The sequence below is a fragment of the Actinophytocola sp. genome, from assembly GCF_009379765.1.
GTDB lineage: Bacteria > Actinomycetota > Actinomycetes > Mycobacteriales > Pseudonocardiaceae > Actinophytocola.
On record NZ_WHTD01000135.1, the window covers coordinates 1 to 22,169 of the forward strand.

Genomic DNA, 22,169 nt, shown 5'->3' on the forward strand with positions numbered 1-22,169 from the left:
CGGCGGGTGGACATGTATCCGACCGAGGACGGGTGTTCCGTGTTGACGGTGCACGGGTCGGCGGCGCGGGTTCAGGTGGCGGCGAAACGAGTGGATGCGATCGCCTATCAGCTCCGGGACACCGGTGGCGCGGATGGGCGGACGATGGACCAGCTCCGCTCCGATGTCGCCTTGGATTTGTTGGCGGGTAAGGACTTCCAGCACGCGAAGATCATCGTTCAGGTCACGCTGCCGGCCCGGGCCGCGCTCGGGGTGGACAACACCCCCGGGCACCTGGTCGGCTACGGCGACATCGCCGCCCAACAGGCGGTTGATCTGGCCTACCAGGCGGATGCGACGTGGCGACGGATCCTGACCGAACCGTCCACCGGCCGGGTGCGGGATGTGGGGCGCCGCCGCTACAGCCCGCCCGCGGCGTTGCGTGACCACCTCCACGCCACCATGCCGACCTGCACGGGGCCGGGCTGTGTCCGCCCCGCCCAGCAGTGCGATTTGGAGCATCGCGAGCCCTACCCCGCCGGCCCGACCGACGAACACAACCTGCACCCCGCCTGCCGCAGCCACCACCGCGGCAAGACCTTCGGCGGCTGGAAGATCATCAAACGCGGCGGGATCCTGGAATGGGTCTCACCCTGCGGGTTCCACTACCCCCACACACCAGAACCCATCACCCACCCCGAACCAGCACCCCCACCATTCTGACCACAGGTGGGCGGCGGAACGGGTCGACGCGGTCGCACATCCGCTCCGTGACACCGGTGGCGCCGACGCCGCACCATGGACCGACTCCGATCGGACCTCGCCCTCGACTTGTTGGTGGGTAAGGACTTCGAGCACGCCTAGATGAGTAATTCCAAGGGGGTTCGGGGCGCAGAGCGGGGGATGCCGAGTTGGTGACCGAGTTGGTGACGTTGGCGGTGATGCAGGCACGGCCTCGGGGTTCACCTCCGAGTCCCGGCGGCTGCGCCATGCCCACGAGCACCTGGGACACCTGTTCCGCTACTTGCCTGGTCAGTCCGGCTTCAACAACCGACTCCGGCGTGCGGTTGAGCTGGTCAAGACGGTGATCAGGATGCTGGCCGTGGACACGACACTGTGGACCGATGACGTGTGAGTGGTCGACTCCACCCCGGTCCAATGCGCTCCTCCCGCGAAGCCGCGCGCGATCCGAACTCGCCGGCCGGGCCGGCTACGGCTACTGCTCCAGCCACTCACGCTACGACCCGACCGGGTTCAGGCACATCGTCATGTCGTTCTCAGAAGGTACAGGTCGAGCCCGCGGGCTCCTTGATCGTCGCGTTGAGGCGGTCGTGGAAGTTGGTCGTCGCGACCCACAGGACCAGTGCGGCGAGCTGCTCCTCGGTGTAATGCTTGGACAGCTCGGTCCGCAGCTCGGTCCGCAGCTCGTCGGACACCACGTCCGCATCGCGGTCGGCCAGCCGGGTCATCGACTCGGCCATTGCCAGGGCCAGGTGGCAGCTCGGCGTCGGTGAAAGTACGGCGCCTCCCGCCACGCGGCGACCGCCCACAGACGCTCGTCGGACATCCCGACCCTCTTCGCCTCGCGACCGCCCGCGTCGACGCACGCACTGCAGCCGTTGATCTGGCTCGCCGGCAGGTGCACCAGGTCGCGCGTCTCCTGGTCGACGCCGCCCTGCTCGTAGCTTTGTACAAGCCCTGCGCGGCCTTTAGCGCGTCCGCAGCACCCTCGCGGGGTTCTTCATCCGTGCCGCATCGCTCCGGACTTCGGCAGGACTTCGGTCGGACTTCGATCGGACCCCTCACCTCCGTGACGGATCTCGCGACGCGGATGTGACCGGCCGGTCACAACGGGCGCGGCCCAAGCGTCAGTGCTATGACCGACGAACTGCGGGGAGGACCTATGGACGAGCAGGACTGGCTGGCCGAGCGTTTCGAGGAGCACCGCACGCACCTGCGCGCGGTGGCCTACCGGATGCTCGGCTCGCTGGCCGAGGTCGACGACGCCGTCCAGGAGTCCTGGTTCCGGCTCAGCCGTACCGACCCGAGCGAGGTGCGGAACCTCGGCGGCTGGCTCACCACGGTCGTCGGCCGGGTATGTCTGGACATGCTGCGCTCACGCTCGTCGCGCCGTGAGGAGCCGGCCGGGCCGCACCTGCCCGACCCGATCGTCGACCGCGCGGACGGTGCCGATCCCGAGCACCAGGCGCTGCTGGCCGACTCGGTCGGGCTGGCGTTGCTCGTCGTGCTCGACACGCTCGACCCCGCGGAGCGGCTCGCGTTCGTGCTGCACGACATGTTCGCGCTGCCCTTCGACGAGATCGCGCCGATCGTCGGCCGGTCCTCGGCCGCCACCCGGCAGCTCGCGAGCCGGGCCCGCCGCCGCGTGCAGGGCTCCCCGACCCGGCCCGATGCCGACCTGGCCCGGCAGCGGGCCGTCGTCGACGCCTTCTTCGCCGCCGCCCGCGACGGCGACTTCGACGCGCTCGTGGCCGTCCTCGACCCGGACGCCGTCCTGCGCGCCGACGCGGGGGGCGCGATGCCCGCGGGCACGTCGCGCGAGGTCCGCGGCGCGGCGGCGGTGGCGGGTCAGGCACTCACGTTCCGCGGGTCCGGCGGCACGGCGGCCGCCCCGCAGCAGGCCCTGGTCAACGGCGCCGCGGGAGCCGTCATCACTGTGGACGGCCGCCCGATGGTGGTGTTCGCTTTCACCGTAGCCAACGAGAAGGTCGTGGAGATCGACGTCTTCCGCGACCCGGCGCGCCTCGCCGCCCTCAATGTGTCCCTTTAGGACTCGAGATTGTGCATGACGTGCTTGACCCGGGTGTAGTCCTCGAACCCGTACATCGACAGGTCCTTCCCGTGGCCGGAGTGCTTGAAGCCGCCGTGGGGCATCTCCGAGATGAACGGGATGTGCGTGTTCACCCAGACGCAGCCGAAGTCGAGCTTGCCCGTCATGCGCATCGCGCGGCCGTGGTCGCGGGTCCACACCGACGCGGCAAGGCCGTACTCAACGCCGTTGGCCCAGCGCAGCGCCTCCGCCTCGTCGGCGAAGCGTTGCACGGTGATCACCGGGCCGAACACCTCGTCCTGGATGATCTCGTCGTCCTGGTGCAGGCCGGAAACCACGGTGGGGGCGTAGAAGTAGCCGCGGTCGCCCACCTGGGACCCTCCGTTGTGGACGGTCGCGTGGTCGGGCAGGCGATTGACGAAGCCGCTGACCCTGGCCAGCTGGTTCGCGTTGTTCAGCGGCCCGTACAGGACGTCCTCGTCCGACGGCGGGCCGGTGCGGGTGTCGCGTGCCTGCTCGGTCAGCGCGGCCACGAACTCGTCGTGCAGGCCGGGGCCGGCCAGCACCCGGGTCGCGGCGGTGCAGTCCTGGCCGGCGTTGAAGTAGCCGCCGACCGCGATCGCCTCGGCGGCCGCGGCGATGTCGGCGTCGTCGAACAGGATGACCGGCGCCTTGCCGCCGAGCTCCAGGTGCACGCGCTTGAGGTCGGCGGCCGCCGCGGTCGCGACCTCGCGGCCGGCGCGCACGGACCCGGTGATCGACACCATCTGCGGCGTCCTGTGCGCCACCAGCGCGCGGCCGGTGTCGCGGTCGCCGCACACGACGTTGAACACGCCGGCCGGGAAGAGCTCCGCGGCGATCTCGGCCATCAGCAGCGTCGACACCGGCGTCGTGTCGGACGGCTTGAGCACCACCGTGTTCCCCGCGGCGATCGCCGGCGCGATCTTCCACACGGCCATCATCAGCGGGTAGTTCCACGGCGTGACCTGCGCGCACACGCCGATCGGCTCGCGCCGCACGTAGCTCGTGTGCCCGGCCAGGTACTCGCCGGCCGACTTGCCCTCGAGCAGCCGGGACGCGCCGGCGAAGAACCGGAAGTGGTCGACCGCGGGCGGCAGCTCCTCCTCGAGCGTGAGCCGGCGCGGCTTGCCGGTGTTGCGGCACTCCGCGTCGACCAGGTCGTCGGTCCGCGCCTCGAGCGCGTCGGCGAACCTCAGCATGGCCAGCTGGCGTTCGCGTGGCGTCACGTCACGCCACTTCTCGAACGCCGATGCCGCGGCGGACATCGCCCGATCGATGTCCGCCGCCCCCGACACCGGTGCCGTCGCGAACACCTCGCCCGTGCTCGGGTCGACCAAGTCCGCGTAACCGCCGTCGACCGGCTCGGCGTAGGCGCCGTCGACGAAGTTCCGCAGCACGCTCTTCTCGGTCATCCGAACTCCCTGCAGCGAGTATCACGATGGCTGCCTGTCATCTTCGCGACTGAATCCGCAGCAGACAAGGGTCTAAGCAACTGTTTCCGTGTCAGCTTTGCTCGGCGCGGTGTGCGAGGGCCGCGGCCTGGATGCGGCTCCTGAGGCCGAGCTTGCGCAGGATGTTGGACACGTGGACGCTCGCGGTCTTCGTCGAGATGAACAGCTCACCGGCGATCTCGGCGTTGGTCAGGCCCCGGCCGACGAGCGCGAGGATCTCGGTCTCGCGTGCGGTCAGGCCGTGCGCCGCGGGCGCGGGCCGCGGGGTGATCCGGGCGCGGCCCGCCAGCGCCGAGGTCCGCTCCGCGAGCGGCGCCGCGCCCAGGGCGGCGGCGGTCTCGGCGGCTTCCGCGATGGCCTCGGCCGCTCGCGTTCGCGAGCCCTTGACCTGCAGCAACGCCTCGGCCTCGCGGAAGCGGGCGTAGCCGGCCAGGTACCGGTCGACGCCGGCGACCTCGGCGAGGGTGACCCATGCGGCCGGGTCCGGCGTGCCGAGCCGGGTGCGCTCGGCGTCCGCGAGGCCCTGGGCACGCCGGGTCCGAGGGAGCGCGACGGCGCCCGCGGTTTCCAGCTCGGTCCGGTGCCGCCTGCCCAGCGCGAGCAGCTCGTCGGCGGCGCCCGCGCCCGCGGAGGCGTCGTCGGCGACCGCGTCCGCCTCGACCTGCACGCCGGTCGCCACCAGGCGGATCGCGAGCCACATCTCCTGCGCGGACAGCGCGACCTCGAGCCCGGCGCGGACCGCGGCGCGCGCGTCGTCCCAGCGGTGCTCGGCCGCGGCGAGCCGGGCGCGCAGGCCGGCGAGCTCGGTGCCGTACTGGACGTCGCCCTGGCCGTCGAGCACCGCGCCGATCCGCTTGAGCAGCGCGGCCGCGCCCGCGAGGTCGCCGCGGCGCAGCAGGATGTCGGCGCGCGGCAGGTCGACGAACACCCAGTTGAACGGGTCCGCCGCCGGGTCGTCGGGGTCCTGCGTGGCGTCGACGGCCTCGTCCCAGCGATGCAGCTCGGCGAGTGCCCGCACGACGTTGCCGACGATCGGCAGCAGGTAGATGTCGAAGCCGTACTCGGTCGCCCGGTCGACGCCTTGCCGGGCCAGCGCGAGCGCGTCGACCTGCCGGTCGGCCCAGATGAGCGACTCGGACGTGTTGACGTAGCCGACGCCGATGAACCGCGGGGTGGCGCTGCGGTCGGCGAACTCGCGGTGCCGGCGCAGGTGCTCGACGCCCTCGTCGACGTGGCCGAGCATGACGTGCCCGGTGCCGAGCGCGGTGAGAGCACGGTTGGTGGTCATCGGGTCGTCCGCTCGCGGCAGCAGCTGCTCGGCGCGACGGACCGCGTCGAGGTGCCGGCCGGCCAGCATGTCGAGCATCATCAGCCAGGACTCGATGCGCAGCCGGGCAGGCGAGTCGGCCGGGACGAGCCGCACGCTCTGCCGGCTGGCGCTGCGGGCGAGCGCCCAGTTGCCGGCGCTGCGGGCCTGGTAGGAGAGCTGCTCGTAGGCGAGGGCGACGCGTTCGGTCTCCTCGCCGGCGAGCTCGGCGAGGCGGGCCTTGGTCAGCTCGACCGCGCGCTGGTTGTGGCCGGCGAGGCTCGCGGCCTCCGCGGCGCGCTCGAGGAGCGTGTCGTGGGTGAGCCCCGGGGGACGTTCGGTGGCCTCCCGCCACCGGCCCAGGGCACGCTCGTAGTGGGCGTGCGCCTCGGCCGGCGCGAGCCCGTCGACCGCGGCCGAAGCCGCCTCGATCGACGCGGCGAGCGCGCGGGTCGGGTCGCCCGCGGCGTCCCAGTGGTGGGCGAGCTCGGCGGCGGCACCCGCCGCGGATCTCGATCCGGCCAGCTCGGGGTGGTCGGCGAGGTGCCGGGCGACGCGGGCGTGGCGGCCCGGCGCTCGCCGGGCAGGAGGTCGCGGTAGAGCGACTCGTGGATGAGCGCGTGCCGGAAGGCGTACGCGTCCGAGCCGGCGGTGGTCAGCTGGCCGTGGTCGACGAGCTCGCGGAGCGCGGTGCCGAGCTCGTCCTCCGGGAGTGCGCCGAGGCCCTGGAGGAGGTCGTGCGGGACGGTGCGGCCGGCGACGGAGGCGAGGCGGGCGAGGTGCTGGGCGTTCTTGCTGAGCCGGGCGAGGCGGGTGAGCACGATGTCGCGGACGGTGCGAGGGACGTCGCCGGAGCCGGGCCACGCGGCGAGGAGCTCCTCGGTGAAGAACGGGTTGCCCTCGGCGCGGGCGACGAGCTGGTCGACGAGATCCGGCGCGGGCTCGGCATCGAGGACGGCCCTCGCGAGCGCGGCGACACCGGGCCGGTCGAGCGGGTCGAGGTGGAGCCGTTCGGTGCGCGGCGACCGCGCGAGCTCGGTGACGAGGGTGGCCACGGGGTGGTCGGCGGTCAGCTCGTCGGACCGGCAGGTGGCGACGATGAGGACGTCGGCGTCGGCAAGGGCGCGGTGGAGGTGGCGGAGGAGGTCACGGGTGGAGGCGTCGGCCCAGTGGAGGTCCTCGAGCACCAGCACGACGAGGTCGCCGGCCCGGGTGACGGCCTCGGCGACGCGGCGGTAGGCGGCGACGCGGTCCCCGGTCGGCGCTCCGGTCGCCTCCTCGCCGAACAGGTCCGGGAGCGCCTCGGCGAACGGCGCGTAGGGGATGTCGGCCTCGAACTGGAGGCAGCCGCCGCGGAGGACGGTGGCCCGGCCCCCGACCCGCGCGACGAACGCCTGCACGAGCCGGGTCTTGCCGACCCCGGCGTCGCCGTCGACCAGGACGAGCCGGGTGTCGCCGGGCAGCAACGCGTCGAGCACGGCCAGCTCGGCCCGCCGTCCGACCATCTCCGGTACCGAGACCCGCCGCGCCATCGGGTGAGTATCGCCGACATCGGCAAACCACGCCCCGGCGACCTTCCCGCCGCCCGCCCCGCTGCGGACTCGGCTGAGCCCGTGCGCGGCCTCGTCCAGGGGTGCGGACGTCGTGAGCAGGCGGTAGTACAGCGGGGCCGACACCGCCCGGATCAGCTCTGCCGGGTCGGTGTCAGGTGGGAGCTCGCCCTGCTCGACGGCCCGCGTCACGCATGGGGACCACTCGGCCACGCGGATCTCGTAGGACCGGTGCAGTGCCTCGGCGGTCCGCGTGTCCCATGTGGACGCAGCGATCACCGCCTTGAACAGCCGGCCCTGGCGAGGGTCGGACAACGTCTCGCGGACGAGACGGGCGTTCGCGCGCAGGTCGCCAAGCAGCGTGCCGGTCTCGGTGCGGGGGACGGACTCCTCGGCCATCGACGCGAGGAGGTCGGCCACCACGCCGGCAGCCGTGCCCCAGCGCCGGTAGACCGTGGTCTTGCCGACCGACGCCCGGCGTGCGAGGTCGGCCAGGTCCAGGGCGTCGAAGCCCTCCTCACCAGGTCGCGCGCCTCGACGCCGCCAGTGCCACCACCCCGCCCTACCCGTACTTCCCTTACCACCGCCAGGAAGGCTTCGCCCGCCTCAGCCCGCCGCTGATCAGCCGCGCCCGGTCAGGGTGTGGGGACAGGTCGTGAGCGCGGGACTCGGAGCCAGGTCGACCTCGGCCCATACGGTCTTGCCGTCGGGACGGATCTCCTGACCCCAGCCGCGCGAGTAGGCCCCCACGAGCAGCAGACCGCGGCCGCCGTGGTCGTCCGGGGTGCGTCGGGTCGCCTTCTCCCGCGACCCGTCGCTGACCTCGACGCGCAGCCGGTTCACGGTGCGGCGCAGGCTGATCCGGTACGGCGCGCGGCCGTGCCGCAGTGCGTTCGACGTGAGCTCGTCGATCACGGACAGGACGTCGACGAGGATGTCGTCCAGATCGGTGAGCAACGTGCGGGCCCATTGCCGGACGCGGCGCAGCTCGGTCAGCTCGCCGCTGATGACGAGGACCGCCGCCGGGTCGACCGCGCCCGCACGGTCGGCATTCATGCTCATGGTTACCCGCTTCGCCGAGAAGCATGCATGGCGATCAAACGCCGGCGACCAGAGAGAAGTTCCTGGTGACTCTTCGTATCGGTATGGCTACGTGTGCTCGCGGCCGTTGACTTGACCACAAGGTTCCATGTAAACACAGCAATACACAGATGGAACGGTGACAAATCCACATGTACGCAGAAGAGCGGCAGCAGCACATCGTCGACCGGGCCCGGCGCGAGGGCCGGGTCGACGTCGCCGAGCTCTCCGCCGAGCTCGCGGTGACCGGGGAGACGATCCGGCGCGACCTGTCGGTTCTCGAGCGGCACGGGCTGCTGCGCCGGGTGCACGGCGGCGCCATCCCCGTGGAACGCCTGGGGTTCGAGCCGGCGCTCGCGGCTCGCGACACGCTGCTCACCGCGGAGAAGGACCGGATCGCCAAGGCGGCGCTGGCCGAGGTGCCCGAGGAGGGCTCGATCATCCTCGACGCCGGGACCACCACCGCGCGGCTCGCCGAGATCCTCCCGGTCGACCGGCAGCTGACCGTCCTCACCAACGCGCTGCCGACCGCGCTCTCGCTCGCCACCCGCGCCAACATCAACGTGCTGTTCGTCGGCGGCCGGGTCCGCGGCCGCACCCTCGCCTGCGTCGACCCGTGGGCCATGGAAGCGCTGGCGCAGAGCTACGTCGACATCGCGTTCGTGGCCACCAACGGGCTCTCCGTCCAGCGCGGGCTGACCACGCCGGACCAGGCCGAGGCCGCGGTGAAGAAGGCGATGATCGCGGCCGCCCGGCGGACCGTGCTGCTCGCCGACCACACCAAGGTCACCACCGACCACCTGTCCCGGTTCGGTCAGCTGTCCGACATCGACACGTTCATCACCGACACCGGTCTCGACGAGCGCACCGCCGCCGAGATCGAGTCGCACGGGCCGAGAGTGATCCGAGCATGACCGCCGACGTGCTCGCCGCCGCGGAGGCGGCATCGTGACCGCCGACGTACTCGCCGCCGCGGAGGCGGCATCGTGACCGCCGCCGTGCTCGCCGCCGTGCTCGCCGCCGCGGAGGCGGCATCGTGACCGCCGCCGTGCTCGCCGCCGCGGAGGCGGCATCATGATCGTCACTCTTACGTTGAACCCGAGCCTGGACCGCACGATCGAGATCGCGGCGCTCACCAGGGGCGCCATGATGCGGGCCACCGCCACCCGCCTCGACCCGGGCGGCAAGGGCGTCAACGTGGCTCGGGCCCTTGCCGCGCACAAGATCCCGACCTGCGCGGTCGTCCCGCGCAACGGTCCGGAGGGCAACCAGCTCACGGCGCTGCTCGAGGTCGAGGGCATCGATGTCTGCGCGGTGCCGGTCACCGGGCACACCCGCTCCAACGTCAGCCTCGTCGAGCCGGACGGCACCGTCACCAAGATCAACGAGCCGGGCGGGTCGCTGGGTTCGGACGACCTGGAGCGGATCGTCGCGGCGACGCTGTCCGCGGCGGTCGGCGCGGACTGGGTGGTCGCGAGCGGCAGCCTGCCGCCGGGGGTGCCGGACGGGTTCTACGGCCGGCTCGGCACCCAGCTCGCCGACCTGGGGGTCCGGTTCGCGGTGGACACGTCCGGCCCGCCGCTGGCAGCGGCGCTGGCCTGCGGGCCCGCGCTGGTGAAGCCGAACCGCGACGAGCTCGCGGAGTCGGTGGGGTTCCCGATCGACACGGTCGCCGACGCGGTGCGTGCCGCCGAGGCGATGCGGGTCGCGGGGGCGGAGGCGGTCCTGGCCAGTCTCGGTGCCGACGGTGCCGTACTGGTCGACCGGCAGGGGGTGCGATACGGCGAGTCGCCGGTCGACCGCGGCCGCAGTGCGGTCGGGGCGGGCGACGCGATGCTCGCCGGGTGTCTCGCGGTCGGGTCCACCGGCGGGGACGCCCTGACCGAGGCACTGACCGAGGCGCTGGCCTGGGGTGCGGCGGCGGTCCGGTTGCCGGGCAGCCGCATGCCGGGTCCCGCCGACGTCGACCGCGCCGGCGTGCACGTCCACGCCGAGCCCGACCTCTCGCGACCGCTCCGCGGCTCGCACCAACCGCACGGAATGGAGCAGACCCGATGACGAATGTTGCCATTGCGGACCTGAAGCACTTACAGGGCAACAGTTTCCGCGCCAGGGTGCAGCGCTTCGGCGGCCACATGGCCGGGATGATCATGCCGAACATCGGCGCGTTCATCGCCTGGGGCCTGATCACGGCCATGTTCATCCCGACCGGCTGGCTGCCCAACGAGACGCTCGGTGCCTTGGTCGGCCCGATGATCTCGGTGTTGCTGCCCGTGCTGATCGGCTACACCGGCGGCCGGCTGGTGCACGGCCAGCGCGGCGCGGTGGTCGGCGCGATCGCCACCATGGGTGTCGTGGTCGGCGCCGACGTGCCGATGTTCCTCGGCGCCATGATCATCGGACCGCTCACGGCGCTCCTGCTGAAGCTGTTCGACAAGGCGGTCGAGGGCAAGATCAGGCCCGGCTTCGAGATGCTGGTCAACAACTTCAGCACCGGCATCCTCGGCGGCGCGATGGCGCTGCTCGGCGTGGTGGGCATCGGCCCGATCGTCGAGGCGCTCACCAACGGCGCCCGCAACGTGGTGGACCTCCTGGTGGACAACAGCCTGCTGCCACTGGTGTCGATCATCGTCGAGCCGGCGAAGGTGCTGTTCCTCAACAACGCCATCAACCACGGCGTGTTCGGTCCGATCGGCGTGGACCAGGCGGCCGACACCGGCCAGTCGATCCTGTTCATGATCGAGACCAACCCGGGGCCCGGCCTCGGCATCCTGATCGCGTTCTTCCTGTTCGGCCCCAAGAAGGTCCGGCCGTCGGTGCCCGGCGCGATGATCATCCACTTCCTCGGCGGCATCCACGAGATCTACTTCCCGTACGTGCTGATGAAGCCGAAGCTGATCATCGCCGCGATCGCCGGTGGCATGGCGGGCGTGGGCACCGCGATGATCACGAACTCCGGCCTCGTCGCGACTCCCGCACCGGGCAGCATCTTCGCCTACATGGCGGTCACCCCGCGGGGTGGGCACGTGAGCGTGCTGCTGTCGATCGCGGTCGCCACGGTGGTCGCGTTCGTCGTCGCCGCCGCGCTGATGAAGTTCGGCCACGACGCGGACACCGAGGCCGACATCGCCGCCGAGGCGGACCGTGCGGGTGCCGGTGAGGCCGCCACGCCGGTCGAGCGGGGCTCCGACGGCGCAGGCGCGACCCCGGCCGGCGCGCCGAGCGGCGACGGCACGGGCACGCTGGCAGCGCCCGCCCGGCCGGTGATCTCCGGCAAGGAGGTCTCGACGCTGTACGTGGCCTGCGACGCCGGCATGGGCAGCAGCGTGATGCTGGCGAGCCAGCTGCGGACCCGGCTCAAGCCGTACGGCGTCACCGTCGAGCACGTGTCGGTCAACGAGCTCCCGGCCGAGGCGCGGCTGGTGCTCACCCACGCCGACCTCGCCGCGCGGGCCCGCGCGACCGTGCCGCACGCGGTGGTCGTGCCGTTCCGGATGTTCCTCGGCGACCCGGTGTTCGACCAGGTCGAGAACGCGATCAAGGAAGGTGGCGAGATCCGTGGCTGAGCATGACGTGTTGCCCAGGGAGGGCATCCGGCTGGCGCAGACCGCGACCGACAAGTGGGACGCGGTCCGCCAGTCCGGGGCGCTGCTCGCCGATCTCGGTGCGGTCGAGGACGGCTATCCGGCGACCATGCTGGAGCGGGAGCGCTCGGTGTCGACCTACATCGGCGAGGGCGTCGCGATTCCACATGGGACGGACGCGAGCCGCGCGCTCGTGCGCCGCACGACGCTCGGCGTGCTGCAGTTCCCGGACGGCGTCGAGTGGGACGGCGAGCCGGTGACGATCTGTGTGGCCATCGCGGCCAAGGGCGACGAGCACGTCACGGTGCTCTCCGCGCTGGCGCAGATCCTGATGGACCCGGCGCAGGCCGAGCGGCTGCGGACCTCGCGGAGCGTCGACGATGTGTACGAGCTCCTGGAATCGATCGGGAAGGGCCTTTCGGTATGAGGGTGGCGCGTTTCTACGCCCCTGGTGATCTCCGCCTGGAGGACGCCGAAGCACCGGTACCGGCACCGGACGAGGTGAAGATCCGGGTCCGCCAGTGCTCCACGTGCGGCACCGACGTCAAGATCTTCAACTACGGCCACCACCACCTGGTGCCGCCGCGGGTGATCGGCCACGAGATCGCCGGGGAGATCGTCGAGGTCGGCGCCGGCGGCGCCGGCTGGTCGGTCGGCGACCGGGTGCAGGTGATCGCCGCGGTGCCGTGCGGCACCTGCCCGGACTGCCGGCGCGGCCGGATGAGCGTCTGTCCCAACCAGACATCCGTGGGCTACCACTACGACGGCGGGTTCGCCGAGTTCCTGGTGGTGCCCAAGGCCGTGCTGGCGGTGGACGGGCTGAGCCGGATCCCGGACGGGGTGAGCTTCGCCGAGGCGTCCGTCGCCGAGCCGCTGGCCTGCGTGGTCAACGGGCAGGAGCTCGCCGGGGTGGGTCGGCATCACGGGCAGGGCGACGACGTCGTCGTGATCGGCGCCGGCCCGATCGGCTGCCTGCACGTGCGGCTCGCCCGCGCGAAGGGCGCCCGGCGGGTGTACCTGGTGGAGCTGAACCGGTCCCGGCTGGACATGTCGGCCGCGGTGGTCGAGCCGGACGCGGCGATCTGCGGGTCGGAGGTGGACGCCGTTGACGAGGTGCGCAAGCTCACCGACGGGCGCGGCGTGGACGTGGTGGTCACCGCGGCCGCATCCGGTGCGGCGCAACGGGACGGGCTGCAGATGGCCGCGCGCAGCGGGCGGGTCAGCTTCTTCGGCGGCTTGCCCAAGGACAAGCCCACGATCACGTTGGACTCGAACCTGGTGCACTACCGCGAGCTGACGATAGTGGGCGCCAACGGGTCCAGTCCCGCGCACAACAAGCGCGCGCTGGAGCTGATCGCGTCCGGGGAGGTGCCGGTGCACGACCTGATCACCCACCGGCTCAGGCTTTCCGAGCTGCACACCGCGATCGAGCTGGTCGCGTCCGGGCAGGCCATCAAGGTGACCATCGAGCCGTGATTATCTTGTGTGCCAAGGAGGACACATGGCTTCCAGAGATGTCGTCGTCGGGTCCCGGATCGGACTGCACGGAAGGCCCGCCGCGATCGTCGTGCGGACGGCGGCGGCCCAAGGCGTGGCCATCAAGATCAGCACCGGCGAACGGCCGCCGGTCGACGCGAGCAGCATCATCGCGGTGCTCGCGCTCGGTGCGCACGGCGGCGACACGGTCACCGTCGAGGCCGCCGGCGAGGGTGCCGACGCCGCGCTGGACGCGATGGCCGAGGTGCTGGCCCGCGACCTCGACGCCGAGACCGAGACCGCCGATGCCTGAGCCGATGTCCGAGCTGACCGGACTCGGGGTGAGCCCCGGCCGCACGGCCGGGCCGGTGTACCGGATGTCCCCGCCGCCGTCGCTGCCCGCCGAGCCGCCCTCGGTGACCGACTCGGCCGCCGAGGTCGAGGCGGCGGCCGCGGCGCTGCGGTTCGTCGCCGACGAGCTCACCCGGCTCTCCGGCCAGGTCGAGGGCGCGGCCGCGGACGTGCTGGACACCGAGTCGATGATGGCCGTCGACCCGACGCTCGCCGACGCGGTGTCCCGCCGGGTCGACGCGGGCCGCGCCGCCGCGTGGGCGATCACCGACGCGATCGCCGAGCAGCAGGAGGCGTTCGCCGCGATCGGCGGCTACTTCGCCGAGCGGGCCGCGGACCTGGCCGACATCCGCGACCGCGCGGTCGCCCGGCTGCTCGGCCTGCCGATGCCCGGCCTGCCGATGCCGGGGGAGCCGTACGTGCTCCTCGCCGACGACCTGTCGCCGGCCGACACCGCGCTGCTGGACCCGGCGACCGTGCTGGCGATCGTCACCCGGCGCGGCGGCCCGACCAGCCACACCGCGATCCTCGCCAAGGCACGCGGGTTGCCGGCCGTGGTCGGCTGCGCGGGTGTGCTGGACCTGCCGGACGGCGCGGTGGTCTCGGTCGACGGCACGACCGGCTTTGTGTCCACTGTGGACGATGCGGAGGTGGCGTCGATCCGGGCGGAGGCCCGGCGCGAGCGGGCGCGGCTGGCCGCGTTCACCGGCCCCGGCCGGACGAAGGACGGGCACCCGGTGCCGCTGATGCTCAACGTCGGTGGTGCCGCGGACCTGGTGCCGGACACCGAGGGCGTGGGTCTCTTCCGCACCGAGTTCCTGTTCCTGGGCCGGACCTCCGCGCCGACCGTGGCCGAGCAGGAGCGCGCGTACGCGGAGCTGTTCGGCGCGCTCGGCGACCACAAGGTCGTGCTGCGGACGCTGGACGCCGGCGCGGACAAGCCGTTGCCGTTCCTGGGCCTGGCGGCCGAGGACAACCCGGCGCTGGGTGTGCGCGGCCTGCGCATCGCCCGTGACCACCCGGCGGTGCTGGCCGACCAGCTCGAGGCCGTGTCCCGCGCGGCGACCGCGGCGGCGGCCGACGTGTGGGTGATGGCCCCGATGGTCGCCACGGCCGCGGAGGCCGGCGCGTTCGTCGAGGAGGTGCGCAAGGCCGGCCTGCCGACCGCGGGCGTGATGATCGAGGTCCCGGCCGCCGCCCTGCAGGCGCGCAGGCTGCTGGAGGTGGTGGACTTCGTCAGCATCGGGACCAACGACCTGAGCCAGTACACGATGGCGGCGGACCGGATGAACGGCGCGCTGGCGGACCTGCTGGACCCGTGGCAGCCCGCGGTGCTGGAGCTCGTCGCGGGCGTGGCGAGCGCCGGCCGGGAGGCCGGCAAGCCGGTCGGGGTGTGCGGCGAGTCGGCCGGGGATCCGTTGCTGGCTCTGGTGTTCGTGGGCATGGGCGTGACGAGCCTGTCGATGTCCGGCCCGAGCGTCGCGGCGGTGCGTGCCGCGCTGGCCGCCCACACCCTGGCCGACTGCGAACGCCTGGCCCAGCTGGCCATGGACGCACCCGACGCACCCTCGGCGAGGCGCGCCGTCGCCGAGGCCGGCGCGTAGTCAGGCCGGTTCGGCCGTAACGGTCATCGACTCCAGGACGGGACCGCCGAACGTGGTGGCCATCGCCACGTCGGCGGCGTCCCGGCCGCGGCCGATGGTGACGCGGCCCTTGCGGCGGGCGTTGTTGCGCGGGTCGAAGGTCCACCAGCGGTCGCCGAGCCAGACCTCCAGCCATGCCGCGAAGTCCATCGGCGCCGGGTCGGGTGCCACGTCCAGGTCGGGCAGGTAGCCGAACACGTACCGGGCCGGGATGTTGAGCGCCCGGCAGAACGAGATCGCCAGGTGGGTGAAGTCGCGGCACACGCCGAGCCGGGTGGTGTTGACGTCGCTCGCCGTGGACAGGGCCGTGCTGCTGCCGTAGCGGAACATGAGGTGGCGGTGCACGTGCGCGCAGATCTCCCGCACCCGCCCGTAGCCAGGCGGGCACCCGCCGAACCGGGTCCACGCCTCGTCGCCGAGGACGTCGGGGAGGCAGTAGCGGCTCGGCAGCGTGTAGAGCAGCACGGCGTCGGGCAGGTCGTCCGGCGCGACCTCGGGCGCGCTCTCGTCGGCGTCCTCGGGCGCGTCCGGCACGTCGAGCACCGCGTCGTAGCGCAGCGTGGCCCGGCCGGCCGGCAGGACCACCCGCAGGCACGGGTTCCCGTACAGGTCGCGGTACCGGCGCAGCCGGGCGTACGGCTCGAGCCGGCACGTCTCCTCGACCGGCGGCTCGTCACCGGGCTGGATCTGGAACACGGTCGGCGTGGGCACCTCGGCGTGGTAGGCGAACGTGCAGCCCACCCGCAGCCGCGTCGTCGGGGTCGTCGGGGTGGTCAGGTCAGCGGTCCGCACGGTCGGGCTCGGCGCCGATGGCCGCCATCTGGTTGGCCAGCGAGGCACGGTCGGCGGGCGGCAGGACCGGACGGATGTGGTGGACGTGGCGGCCGGCGACGGCGTCGGCGACGAACCGGGCGACGGTGGCGGGGACGGGCACCGCGGCACCGCCGAGATAGGCGATCACCACCGGAGCCTCGCCGGGCACCGTCTCGACGCCGACGTACCAGCCGAGCCGCTCGTCCCACACGAGCATGAGGTCGTGCTCCGGCCGCTCCGGCCACCGCTGGGAAAGCCCGAGATACGCGGTGGCGGTGTCGCTCACCTCGTACCCGGTCGCCTCGGCCGGGACCCCGACCGCGGCCGCGACCTGCCGGATGTAGCCGCCCAGCATCGGCCCGAGCACCAGCGAGCCGCCGGGCACCTCGTCCAGCCCCAGCATCGACAGCAGGCCGACGAACTCGTGCCGGTCCCGGGACTGGCGGGCGACCGTGCGGACCGCTCGGCTCTGCTGGTCGGAACGCTCCCGCTCCGCGGTGGCGCGGGAGTTGGCGAACTCGGTGCTCGGTTGTCGACGGCCGGACTGTCGTGTCGCGGTCATGACCCTCCTCGTCCGTTCAGGCGTAGTTGGGTGGTTGGTGTCCGGCCGGCGCGGTCCGGTCCAGATCGGCCGTCCGGAGCCGGAACACCTGCAGTTCGAGCCCGAAGTACTTGCCGGTCTCGCCGACCCAGTGCATGCCGTGCTGGCGGACCGTGGCCGCGGCGCGGGTGTTCTCCGGGCGCACGACCGCGAACAGCTCGCCGACGCCCTGGCCGAACGCCCACGAGGCGAGCGCGAAGGTGGTCTCGCTCGCGTACCCCTTGCCCCACATGGACGGGTTGAGCTGCCAGCCGATCTCCAGGTCCTCGTCGCCCGGCGGCAGCGGCAGCAGGACGGCGCCGCCGACCACCCGCAGGTCGTCGGCGCGCTCGATCGCCCACCGGCCCGCCGGGGACACCAGCCGGCTGTCCTCGGCGATCCACTGCTGGAGCAGCAGGCGCATCGCGGCCAGGTCGTGCACCCGGTCCATGGCCGGGCTCAGCCAGCGGGCCACCTCGGGGTGGCCGTAGATCCGCAGCGCCTCCTGCGCGTCATCAAGGCGCCAGGCCCGCAGGGTCAGCCGCTCGGAGGTGAGCGTGGTGGTCGTCGCGGTCACCGCAATCGTCACCCGCCACCGGTCATGGCGCGTCCGGGGCTCGCGAGCTTCGCGAGACGCTGCGGGGTGGGCCACCGGACCTGCCGGACCCAGCCGAACTTCTCGAACATCCAGATCAGCCGGGCGGAGACGTCGATCTGTCCACGTAGGACGCCGTGGCGCGCGCAGGTCGGGTCGGCGTGGTGGGAGTTGTGCCAGGACTCGCCCATCGACAGGATCGCGAGCGGCCAGAAGTTGGCCGACTTGTCCCGGCTGATGAACGGCCGGTTGCCGATCATGTGGCAGATCGAGTTCACCGACCAGGTCACGTGGTGCTGGAAGGAGATGCGCGCGAGCCCGGCCCACAGGAACCCGGTGAGCGCGCCCCACCAGGACAGCGTGATGACGCCGCCCAGCACCGCGGGGAGCCCCGCGCTCAGCACGACCCAGAGCGGGAACAGCTTGTCCACGAGGCGCAGGTCCGGGTCGGCGGCGAGATCCGGCGCGAACCGGTCGATGTTGGTCTTGTCGCGGCCGAACAGCCAGCCCATGTGCGCGTGCCAGAAGCCCTTCGCGAGCGCGAGCGGCGAGGTGCCGAACAGCCACGGCGAGTGCGGGTCGCCGTCCCGGTCGGAGAACGCGTGGTGGCGGCGGTGGTCGGCCACCCAAGCGATGACCGAGCCCTGCGCGGCCAGGCCGCCCGCGATGGCGAGGGTGGCCCGCAGCCAGCGCGGCGCCTTGAACGCGCCGTGGGTGAAGTACCGGTGGTAGCCGACGGTGACGCCCAGCGTGGACACGGTGTAGAACACGCCGGCGATCATCAGGTCGACCCACGTCATGCCCCAGCCCCAGGTGAGCGGCACGGCCGCGGCCAGCGCGGCGAACGGGATGATCAGGAAGGCCCGGATCGTCATCATCTCACCCATCGAGCGCTGCCCGGACAGGACCGGCTTCGGGGTGTTCTGGGGAGGTTCCGGACGGGAAAGAACGGTCGTCATACGTAGCTCATCTCGTGGCGACGTAGGGCTGCCCGAGACGATCCGAGGAATCCGAGCAGTGCGGTGATGGTCAGGCGGGTGCGCGCCGTGGGCGCGGCACCGTGTTGCGGGACCGGGAGGCGCGGCGGGCGAGGAGCGTGGTGGCGCTGTCGACGTTGTGCCCGTCGGCAGCGGCCAGCGACATCGCTCTGGCGTTGACCGCGGCGGTCTCCGGCGGCACCACGAGAAGCGTGACACGGTGGCCCCCGGAACCGGTCACGTCGATCGTGTTGGTGCCCTGGCTGTGGAAGCCACCGAGCCTGACCCGGTGCCCGCCGTTGTCGAGGTGACGCCTCGCGGGCTCCCACTCGGCAAGGTTGTAGGCCATCCGCTGGATCTCACCGAGCCGGACTGCCAACGCCGCAAGCAACGTCGGCAGCTCGGCAACGAGATCCCGCGAGCGGGGCCACCAGGCGCCGTCGACGAATCCGTGGTCCCCCGGAGTGGGCTCCGCCGGCTTCAGGTTCAGGCGCGGCGGCTGCTCTGCCGAAGCGGCATCGGAGGCGACAGTGGGATTTCGCGGGCCCGACGACATGTCGGTGCTCCCTTCCCGGTCAAGACGTCGACCGGGCATCGTCGAGGACGAGGCCAGCACGAACGCCGACATACGAGGTGCCTTCGACGGCTTCACCCTACACCACGGCGCTTGCCGAACCTGCTGTTCACGAGCCGGGTGTACGGTAAGGTCAGCGCGGGGGATGACCGATGCGCGACACCGGCGTTCCCGGATCTCAACGGCGCGAACCATTCGCGATTCTCCCGGTGTCCGACACCGCTTGAACCGAACCAACACAACGGCAGGCGGCGAAGATGCCAGCAACAGACGCGCATGCGAGCGTGTCCGGACCACAGGCCAACGGCCAGGTGGCCACCGGATGCGCGGTGTGCCCGCATCCGTGGACCGAACACGACGCCATCGCGGCCCGTTACTGCAACGCCACGGCGACCGGGCTGAAGGGACGCGGCTGCGTCTGCACCCAACAGAAACCCGGCTGAGCAAAGAGGTTCCGGGGCCTACTGTCTCGAAAGGACATTCGTCATCACTGACACGACGCCGAACAGCACGCCGATCAACGTGCTGTTCAGCCACCCACTCACCCAGCAGGCGACGAGCGTCACGGCCGCCCGGCCCGACGCCGCCTACGGGGCCTTGTTCCGCGAGCCCGAGCTCGCCGACCAGCCGGCGGACGCCGGCGACTTCGAGCCGGACTTCGAGCCGGACATCGAGCCCGAGTACGTCCCGCGCGTTCCGTCCCGTCCCCGGCGCAACGACGTCCGGGCCCGGCGGACGACCCGGCGCCGCAGCGCCGCCTGAGCGGTCCTGTGTCAACGGTTCGCTCGCAAGCTCGCCCTGTGACACTGGTTCGCTCGCAAGCTCTCTCACCCACCTACCTCGGGGAGCTGGGCGGTGAACAGCCACGTGGAGAACAGCGGCCCGAGGTCGATCTCCGTGTGCCGCGCGGCCACGGTCGTGAAGTCGTCCGTGGTTGCCGTCGCGTGCCGGTAGGTGTCCGTCCACTCGCGAACCACGGCGAAGAAGGCGCGGTCGCCCACGGCCTCGCGTAGCGCGTGCAGGGTCAGCGCGCCCCGCTGGTACACGCGGTCGTCGAACATGTCGCGGGCCGCCGGGTCGCCGATCACCAGGTCCTGCGGCTCGCCGGCCAGGTGCGTCCGCGACACCGCGGCCAGCACCGACGCCGGTCGCCCGCCGGACCGCTCCGACCACAGCCACTCCGCGTACGCGGCGAAGCCCTCGTTCAGCCAGATGTGGCGCCAGTCCGCCAGCCCGACGCTGTTGCCGAACCACTGGTGCGCGAGCTCGTGGGCCACCAGCCGCTCGAACCCCCGACGCCCGTCCACGTGGTTGGCGCCGAAGATCGACAGACCCTGGGCCTCGACCGGGACCTCGAGCTCGTCGCCGGTCACCACGACCGCGTAGTCGGCGAACGGGTAGGGCCCGAACAGGTCGGCGAACAACGCCATCATCGACGGCTGCCGGGCGAAGTCGTGCCGGAACGCCCGCACGAGCGCCCGGGGGACGGCCGCGTGCTGCCCGGGGGCCAGCGTCTCGGACTCGTAGCGTCCTATTTGGACGGTCGCGAGGTAGGTCGCGGTCGGCGCGTCCTGGACGTACTCCCACCGCGTGCCGCTCCCCGCCGACGACCGCGACGCGAGGACCCCGCCCGCCAGGACGGTGTAGCCGGTCGGCGCGGTGACCGCGATCCGGTAGGTGGCCTTCTCTCCCACCCGGTCGTTGCACGGGAACCACGACGGCGCGCCGATCGGCTGGCTCGCCACGATCGCCCCGTCGGTCAGCTCGTCCCAGCCGAGCTCACCCCAGTGCCGGGTGCGCACCGGCGCCGGCCGCCCCGAGTAGCGCAGCTCCACCGAGAACAGCGAGCCGCGCGGCACCGCCCGGCCGATCCGCACCCGCACCTTGCCGGCCCGGTGGGTCCACCGCGCCGGCCGCCCGTCGACCTTCAGCCGGTCGACGGTGAACGGGCCGAGGTCCAGCGCGAACGCGGGCAGCGACTCCTCGGCCACCGCGGACACCTTCGCGACCCCGGAGAGCCGGCCGGTCGACGGCTTGTAGGTCAGCTCGAGGCCGTAGTGCCACACGCGGTAGCCGGGGTTGCCGTGCCCCAGCAGGTCGGCTTCGCGGATCGGCACGGCGTCACTGCCAGGCCGCGACCGGGTTGCCGAGCCAGCGCGTACCGTCCGGCACGTTCTCCCCGCGCATCACCAGCGACGCCGGTCCGATGCTCGTGTGCGCACCGATCGTCGTGCCGGGCAGGACGATCCCGTGCGGACCGAGCGTCGCGCCGGCCGCCAACGTCACCTGGTCCATACGCAAGATCCGATCATGGAACAGGTGGGTCTGCACGACGCACCCCCGGTTGACGGTCGCGCCGTCGCCGAGCGACACCAGGTCCGCCTCCGGCAGCCAGTACGACTCGCACCACACGCCACGGCCCACCTTGGCGCCGAGCGAGCGCAGCCATCGCGGGCGTCCCGCCGACCCCGCCGACGAGCCACGGCACCGCCAGGACCTCGACGAAGGTGTCCGCCAGCTCGTTGCGCCACACGAAGCCGCTCCACAGCGGGTACTCCTTCGCGCGGAATCGCCCGACGAGCGCCCATTTCGCGGCCACCGCCAGCAGACCCGCCGCGACGCCGCCGGCGAGCAGCAGTGCCCCGCTCGCGAGCGCGGCGAGCCAGAACCCCCGGGTGGCGAGCAGCTCGAACGCGGCGAGCACCAGCACGGCCAGCGCCACCGAGCACATCACCGGAACGACCCGGCACAGCTCGACCAGCGCGCGGGCCACGACGAGCCTGCGCGGCGGCGCGAACGTGCGGCTCTGGTCGCCGTCCGCGACCGCGCGCGGCAGCCTCATCGGCGGCATGCCGAGGTAGGAGCTGCCGGTCTTGGCGCGCTTCGGTGTCGCGGACAGCACACCGACCAGGCCGCGCTTGGGCACCGCCCGCCCGGCCGCGGTCATCCCGGAGTTGCCGAGGAACGCGCGCTTGCCGACCCGCGCGGCCGCGAGCCGCAGCCAGCCGCCGCCCAGCTCGTAGGAGGCGACCATCGTGTCGTCGGCGAGGAACGCGCCGTCGCCGATGGTGGTCATCGCGGGCAGTGCGACGACGGTCGACGCCTCGACGCCGCGGCCGACCCGCATGCCGAGCGCGCGCAGCCAGACCGGGGTCAGCAGGCTGGCGTAGAGGGGAAACAGGTGCGCCCGGGCGGAGTCCATCAGCCGCAGCGCCGCCCAGGCCTGCCAGGCGATCCGGCCGCGCACCGGGTGGTAGCGACACCAGGTACAGCACCGCACACCAGAGCGCGCCGGGTGCCACCGCGGCGAGCAGCGGCGCGTCGCGTTTGGCCAGCGTGTGCAGCAGCAGCGCGCCGAGCCCGATCAGCGCCGAGCAGCCGAGGATGATCGAGAACGC

The 22,169-nt window shown here is 72.5% G+C and carries 23 protein-coding genes and 1 pseudogene; 11 read left to right on the forward strand and 13 right to left on the reverse strand.

Going from position 1 to position 22,169, the window contains the following annotated elements:
- Positions 1–702: HNH endonuclease signature motif containing protein (locus GEV28_RS31405; protein ID WP_291416081.1), on the forward strand; the 702-nt coding region annotated here is incomplete at its 5' end.
- A 554-nt stretch (positions 703–1,256) separates the two neighbouring features.
- Here the strand turns inward: GEV28_RS31405 and GEV28_RS31410 are convergent.
- Both GEV28_RS31410 and GEV28_RS31415 read right to left on the reverse strand, forming a co-directional pair.
- The gene (locus tag GEV28_RS31410) at positions 1,257–1,514 is read right to left on the reverse strand and encodes a hypothetical protein (RefSeq protein WP_291416111.1); all 258 of its coding nucleotides are present in this window, start codon (positions 1,512–1,514) and stop codon (positions 1,257–1,259) included.
- A complete protein-coding gene (locus GEV28_RS31415) occupies positions 1,445–1,624 on the reverse strand; it encodes a carboxymuconolactone decarboxylase family protein (protein WP_291416082.1) in 180 nt (59 codons plus the stop codon). The genes GEV28_RS31410 and GEV28_RS31415 overlap by 70 nt, the downstream gene beginning before the upstream one ends.
- A 258-nt stretch (positions 1,625–1,882) precedes the next feature.
- Here GEV28_RS31415 and sigJ point away from each other — a divergent pair, with 258 nt between their 5' ends.
- Positions 1,883–2,770, forward strand: a complete 888-nt coding sequence (gene sigJ, locus GEV28_RS31420; RefSeq protein ID WP_291416083.1) for an RNA polymerase sigma factor SigJ — start codon at positions 1,883–1,885, stop codon at positions 2,768–2,770.
- Here the strand turns inward: sigJ and GEV28_RS31425 are convergent.
- The 4 genes from GEV28_RS31425 to GEV28_RS31440 form a co-directional block, all read right to left on the reverse strand.
- On the reverse strand, positions 2,767–4,203 hold the full coding sequence (locus GEV28_RS31425) for a gamma-aminobutyraldehyde dehydrogenase (protein ID WP_291416084.1): 1,437 nt from the start codon (positions 4,201–4,203) through the stop codon (positions 2,767–2,769). The genes sigJ and GEV28_RS31425 overlap by 4 nt on opposite strands.
- 91 nt (positions 4,204–4,294) lie before the next feature.
- Positions 4,295–5,665 (reverse strand): response regulator transcription factor, encoded by a 1,371-nt coding sequence (locus GEV28_RS31430; protein ID WP_291416085.1) that lies wholly within the window; start codon positions 5,663–5,665, stop codon positions 4,295–4,297.
- A gap of 128 nt (positions 5,666–5,793) precedes the next feature.
- The gene (locus GEV28_RS31435) at positions 5,794–7,521 is read right to left on the reverse strand and encodes a TetR/AcrR family transcriptional regulator C-terminal ligand-binding domain-containing protein (RefSeq protein ID WP_291416086.1); all 1,728 of its coding nucleotides are present in this window, start codon (positions 7,519–7,521) and stop codon (positions 5,794–5,796) included.
- A 198-nt stretch (positions 7,522–7,719) separates the two neighbouring features.
- Complete coding sequence (locus tag GEV28_RS31440; protein ID WP_291416087.1) at positions 7,720–8,154, reverse strand: ATP-binding protein; 435 nt, start codon at positions 8,152–8,154, stop codon at positions 7,720–7,722.
- 176 nt (positions 8,155–8,330) lie between these two features.
- On the opposite strand from GEV28_RS31440, the gene GEV28_RS31445 reads away from it, so the two are divergent.
- From GEV28_RS31445 to ptsP, 7 genes are all read left to right on the forward strand, one after another.
- The gene (locus GEV28_RS31445) at positions 8,331–9,092 is read left to right on the forward strand and encodes a DeoR/GlpR family DNA-binding transcription regulator (RefSeq protein WP_291416088.1); all 762 of its coding nucleotides are present in this window, start codon (positions 8,331–8,333) and stop codon (positions 9,090–9,092) included.
- 160 nt (positions 9,093–9,252) lie between these two features.
- Positions 9,253–10,236, forward strand: a complete 984-nt coding sequence (gene pfkB / locus GEV28_RS31450; RefSeq protein ID WP_291416089.1) for a 1-phosphofructokinase — start codon at positions 9,253–9,255, stop codon at positions 10,234–10,236.
- Complete coding sequence (locus GEV28_RS31455; RefSeq protein WP_291416090.1) at positions 10,233–11,744, forward strand: PTS mannitol transporter subunit IICB; 1,512 nt, start codon at positions 10,233–10,235, stop codon at positions 11,742–11,744. The genes pfkB and GEV28_RS31455 overlap by 4 nt, the downstream gene beginning before the upstream one ends.
- The gene (locus GEV28_RS31460; RefSeq protein ID WP_291416091.1) at positions 11,737–12,189 is read left to right on the forward strand and encodes a PTS sugar transporter subunit IIA; all 453 of its coding nucleotides are present in this window, start codon (positions 11,737–11,739) and stop codon (positions 12,187–12,189) included. Before GEV28_RS31455 ends, GEV28_RS31460 begins: the two co-directional genes overlap by 8 nt.
- Positions 12,186–13,238, forward strand: a complete 1,053-nt coding sequence (locus GEV28_RS31465) for a zinc-dependent dehydrogenase (protein WP_291416092.1) — start codon at positions 12,186–12,188, stop codon at positions 13,236–13,238. The genes GEV28_RS31460 and GEV28_RS31465 overlap by 4 nt, the downstream gene beginning before the upstream one ends.
- 25 nt (positions 13,239–13,263) lie before the next feature.
- Complete coding sequence (locus GEV28_RS31470) at positions 13,264–13,551, forward strand: HPr family phosphocarrier protein (RefSeq protein ID WP_291416093.1); 288 nt, start codon at positions 13,264–13,266, stop codon at positions 13,549–13,551.
- On the forward strand, positions 13,544–15,193 hold the full coding sequence (gene ptsP, locus GEV28_RS31475; protein WP_291416094.1) for a phosphoenolpyruvate--protein phosphotransferase: 1,650 nt from the start codon (positions 13,544–13,546) through the stop codon (positions 15,191–15,193). Before GEV28_RS31470 ends, ptsP begins: the two co-directional genes overlap by 8 nt.
- Here the strand turns inward: ptsP and GEV28_RS31480 are convergent, their stop codons facing one another.
- The 5 genes from GEV28_RS31480 to GEV28_RS31500 all read right to left on the reverse strand — a co-directional run bounded on the left by GEV28_RS31480 (position 15,194) and on the right by GEV28_RS31500 (position 18,753).
- On the reverse strand, positions 15,194–16,024 hold the full coding sequence (locus GEV28_RS31480) for a transglutaminase family protein (RefSeq protein ID WP_291416096.1): 831 nt from the start codon (positions 16,022–16,024) through the stop codon (positions 15,194–15,196).
- On the reverse strand, positions 16,011–16,607 hold the full coding sequence (locus GEV28_RS31485) for a DUF6292 family protein (protein ID WP_291416098.1): 597 nt from the start codon (positions 16,605–16,607) through the stop codon (positions 16,011–16,013). Before GEV28_RS31485 ends, GEV28_RS31480 begins: the two co-directional genes overlap by 14 nt.
- A 16-nt stretch (positions 16,608–16,623) precedes the next feature.
- Positions 16,624–17,202 (reverse strand): GNAT family N-acetyltransferase, encoded by a 579-nt coding sequence (locus tag GEV28_RS31490; RefSeq protein WP_291416100.1) that lies wholly within the window; start codon positions 17,200–17,202, stop codon positions 16,624–16,626.
- 8 nt (positions 17,203–17,210) lie between these two features.
- A complete protein-coding gene (locus GEV28_RS31495; protein ID WP_291416102.1) occupies positions 17,211–18,179 on the reverse strand; it encodes an acyl-CoA desaturase in 969 nt (322 codons plus the stop codon).
- Between the two features lie 70 nt (positions 18,180–18,249).
- A complete protein-coding gene (locus tag GEV28_RS31500; RefSeq protein ID WP_291416104.1) occupies positions 18,250–18,753 on the reverse strand; it encodes a DUF5994 family protein in 504 nt (167 codons plus the stop codon).
- A 275-nt stretch (positions 18,754–19,028) separates the two neighbouring features.
- On the opposite strand from GEV28_RS31500, the gene GEV28_RS31505 reads away from it, so the two are divergent.
- Entirely contained in the window at positions 19,029–19,214 is a 186-nt protein-coding gene (locus tag GEV28_RS31505) for an RGCVC family protein (RefSeq protein WP_291416106.1), read from the forward strand.
- Between the two features lie 79 nt (positions 19,215–19,293).
- Positions 19,294–19,533, forward strand: a complete 240-nt coding sequence (locus tag GEV28_RS31510) for a hypothetical protein (protein WP_291416108.1) — start codon at positions 19,294–19,296, stop codon at positions 19,531–19,533.
- A 65-nt stretch (positions 19,534–19,598) separates the two neighbouring features.
- Here the strand turns inward: GEV28_RS31510 and GEV28_RS31515 are convergent, their stop codons facing one another.
- Both GEV28_RS31515 and GEV28_RS31520 read right to left on the reverse strand, forming a co-directional pair.
- Positions 19,599–20,888, reverse strand: a complete 1,290-nt coding sequence (locus GEV28_RS31515) for a M1 family metallopeptidase (protein ID WP_291416109.1) — start codon at positions 20,886–20,888, stop codon at positions 19,599–19,601.
- 4 nt (positions 20,889–20,892) lie between these two features.
- Positions 20,893–22,027: pseudogene (locus GEV28_RS31520) on the reverse strand (Pls/PosA family non-ribosomal peptide synthetase); the annotation flags it as partial.
- Positions 22,028–22,169 lie beyond the last annotated feature (142 nt).

What these genes read in the sequence shown, in the direction of transcription:
- GEV28_RS31495 (WP_291416102.1), bottom strand. Translation starts at nt 18,179, where the DNA reads ATGACGACCGTTCTTTCCCGTCCGGAACCTCCCCAGAACACCCCGAAG.
- GEV28_RS31445 (WP_291416088.1), top strand. Translation starts at nt 8,331, where the DNA reads ATGTACGCAGAAGAGCGGCAGCAGCACATCGTCGACCGGGCCCGGCGC.
- ptsP (WP_291416094.1), top strand. Translation starts at nt 13,544, where the DNA reads ATGCCTGAGCCGATGTCCGAGCTGACCGGACTCGGGGTGAGCCCCGGC.
- GEV28_RS31485 (WP_291416098.1), bottom strand. Translation starts at nt 16,607, where the DNA reads ATGACCGCGACACGACAGTCCGGCCGTCGACAACCGAGCACCGAGTTC.
- sigJ (WP_291416083.1), top strand. Translation starts at nt 1,883, where the DNA reads ATGGACGAGCAGGACTGGCTGGCCGAGCGTTTCGAGGAGCACCGCACG.
- GEV28_RS31425 (WP_291416084.1), bottom strand. Translation starts at nt 4,203, where the DNA reads ATGACCGAGAAGAGCGTGCTGCGGAACTTCGTCGACGGCGCCTACGCC.
- GEV28_RS31505 (WP_291416106.1), top strand. Translation starts at nt 19,029, where the DNA reads ATGCCAGCAACAGACGCGCATGCGAGCGTGTCCGGACCACAGGCCAAC.
- pfkB (WP_291416089.1), top strand. Translation starts at nt 9,253, where the DNA reads ATGATCGTCACTCTTACGTTGAACCCGAGCCTGGACCGCACGATCGAG.
- GEV28_RS31500 (WP_291416104.1), bottom strand. Translation starts at nt 18,753, where the DNA reads ATGTCGTCGGGCCCGCGAAATCCCACTGTCGCCTCCGATGCCGCTTCG.
- GEV28_RS31465 (WP_291416092.1), top strand. Translation starts at nt 12,186, where the DNA reads ATGAGGGTGGCGCGTTTCTACGCCCCTGGTGATCTCCGCCTGGAGGAC.
- GEV28_RS31440 (WP_291416087.1), bottom strand. Translation starts at nt 8,154, where the DNA reads ATGAATGCCGACCGTGCGGGCGCGGTCGACCCGGCGGCGGTCCTCGTC.
- GEV28_RS31470 (WP_291416093.1), top strand. Translation starts at nt 13,264, where the DNA reads ATGGCTTCCAGAGATGTCGTCGTCGGGTCCCGGATCGGACTGCACGGA.
- GEV28_RS31455 (WP_291416090.1), top strand. Translation starts at nt 10,233, where the DNA reads ATGACGAATGTTGCCATTGCGGACCTGAAGCACTTACAGGGCAACAGT.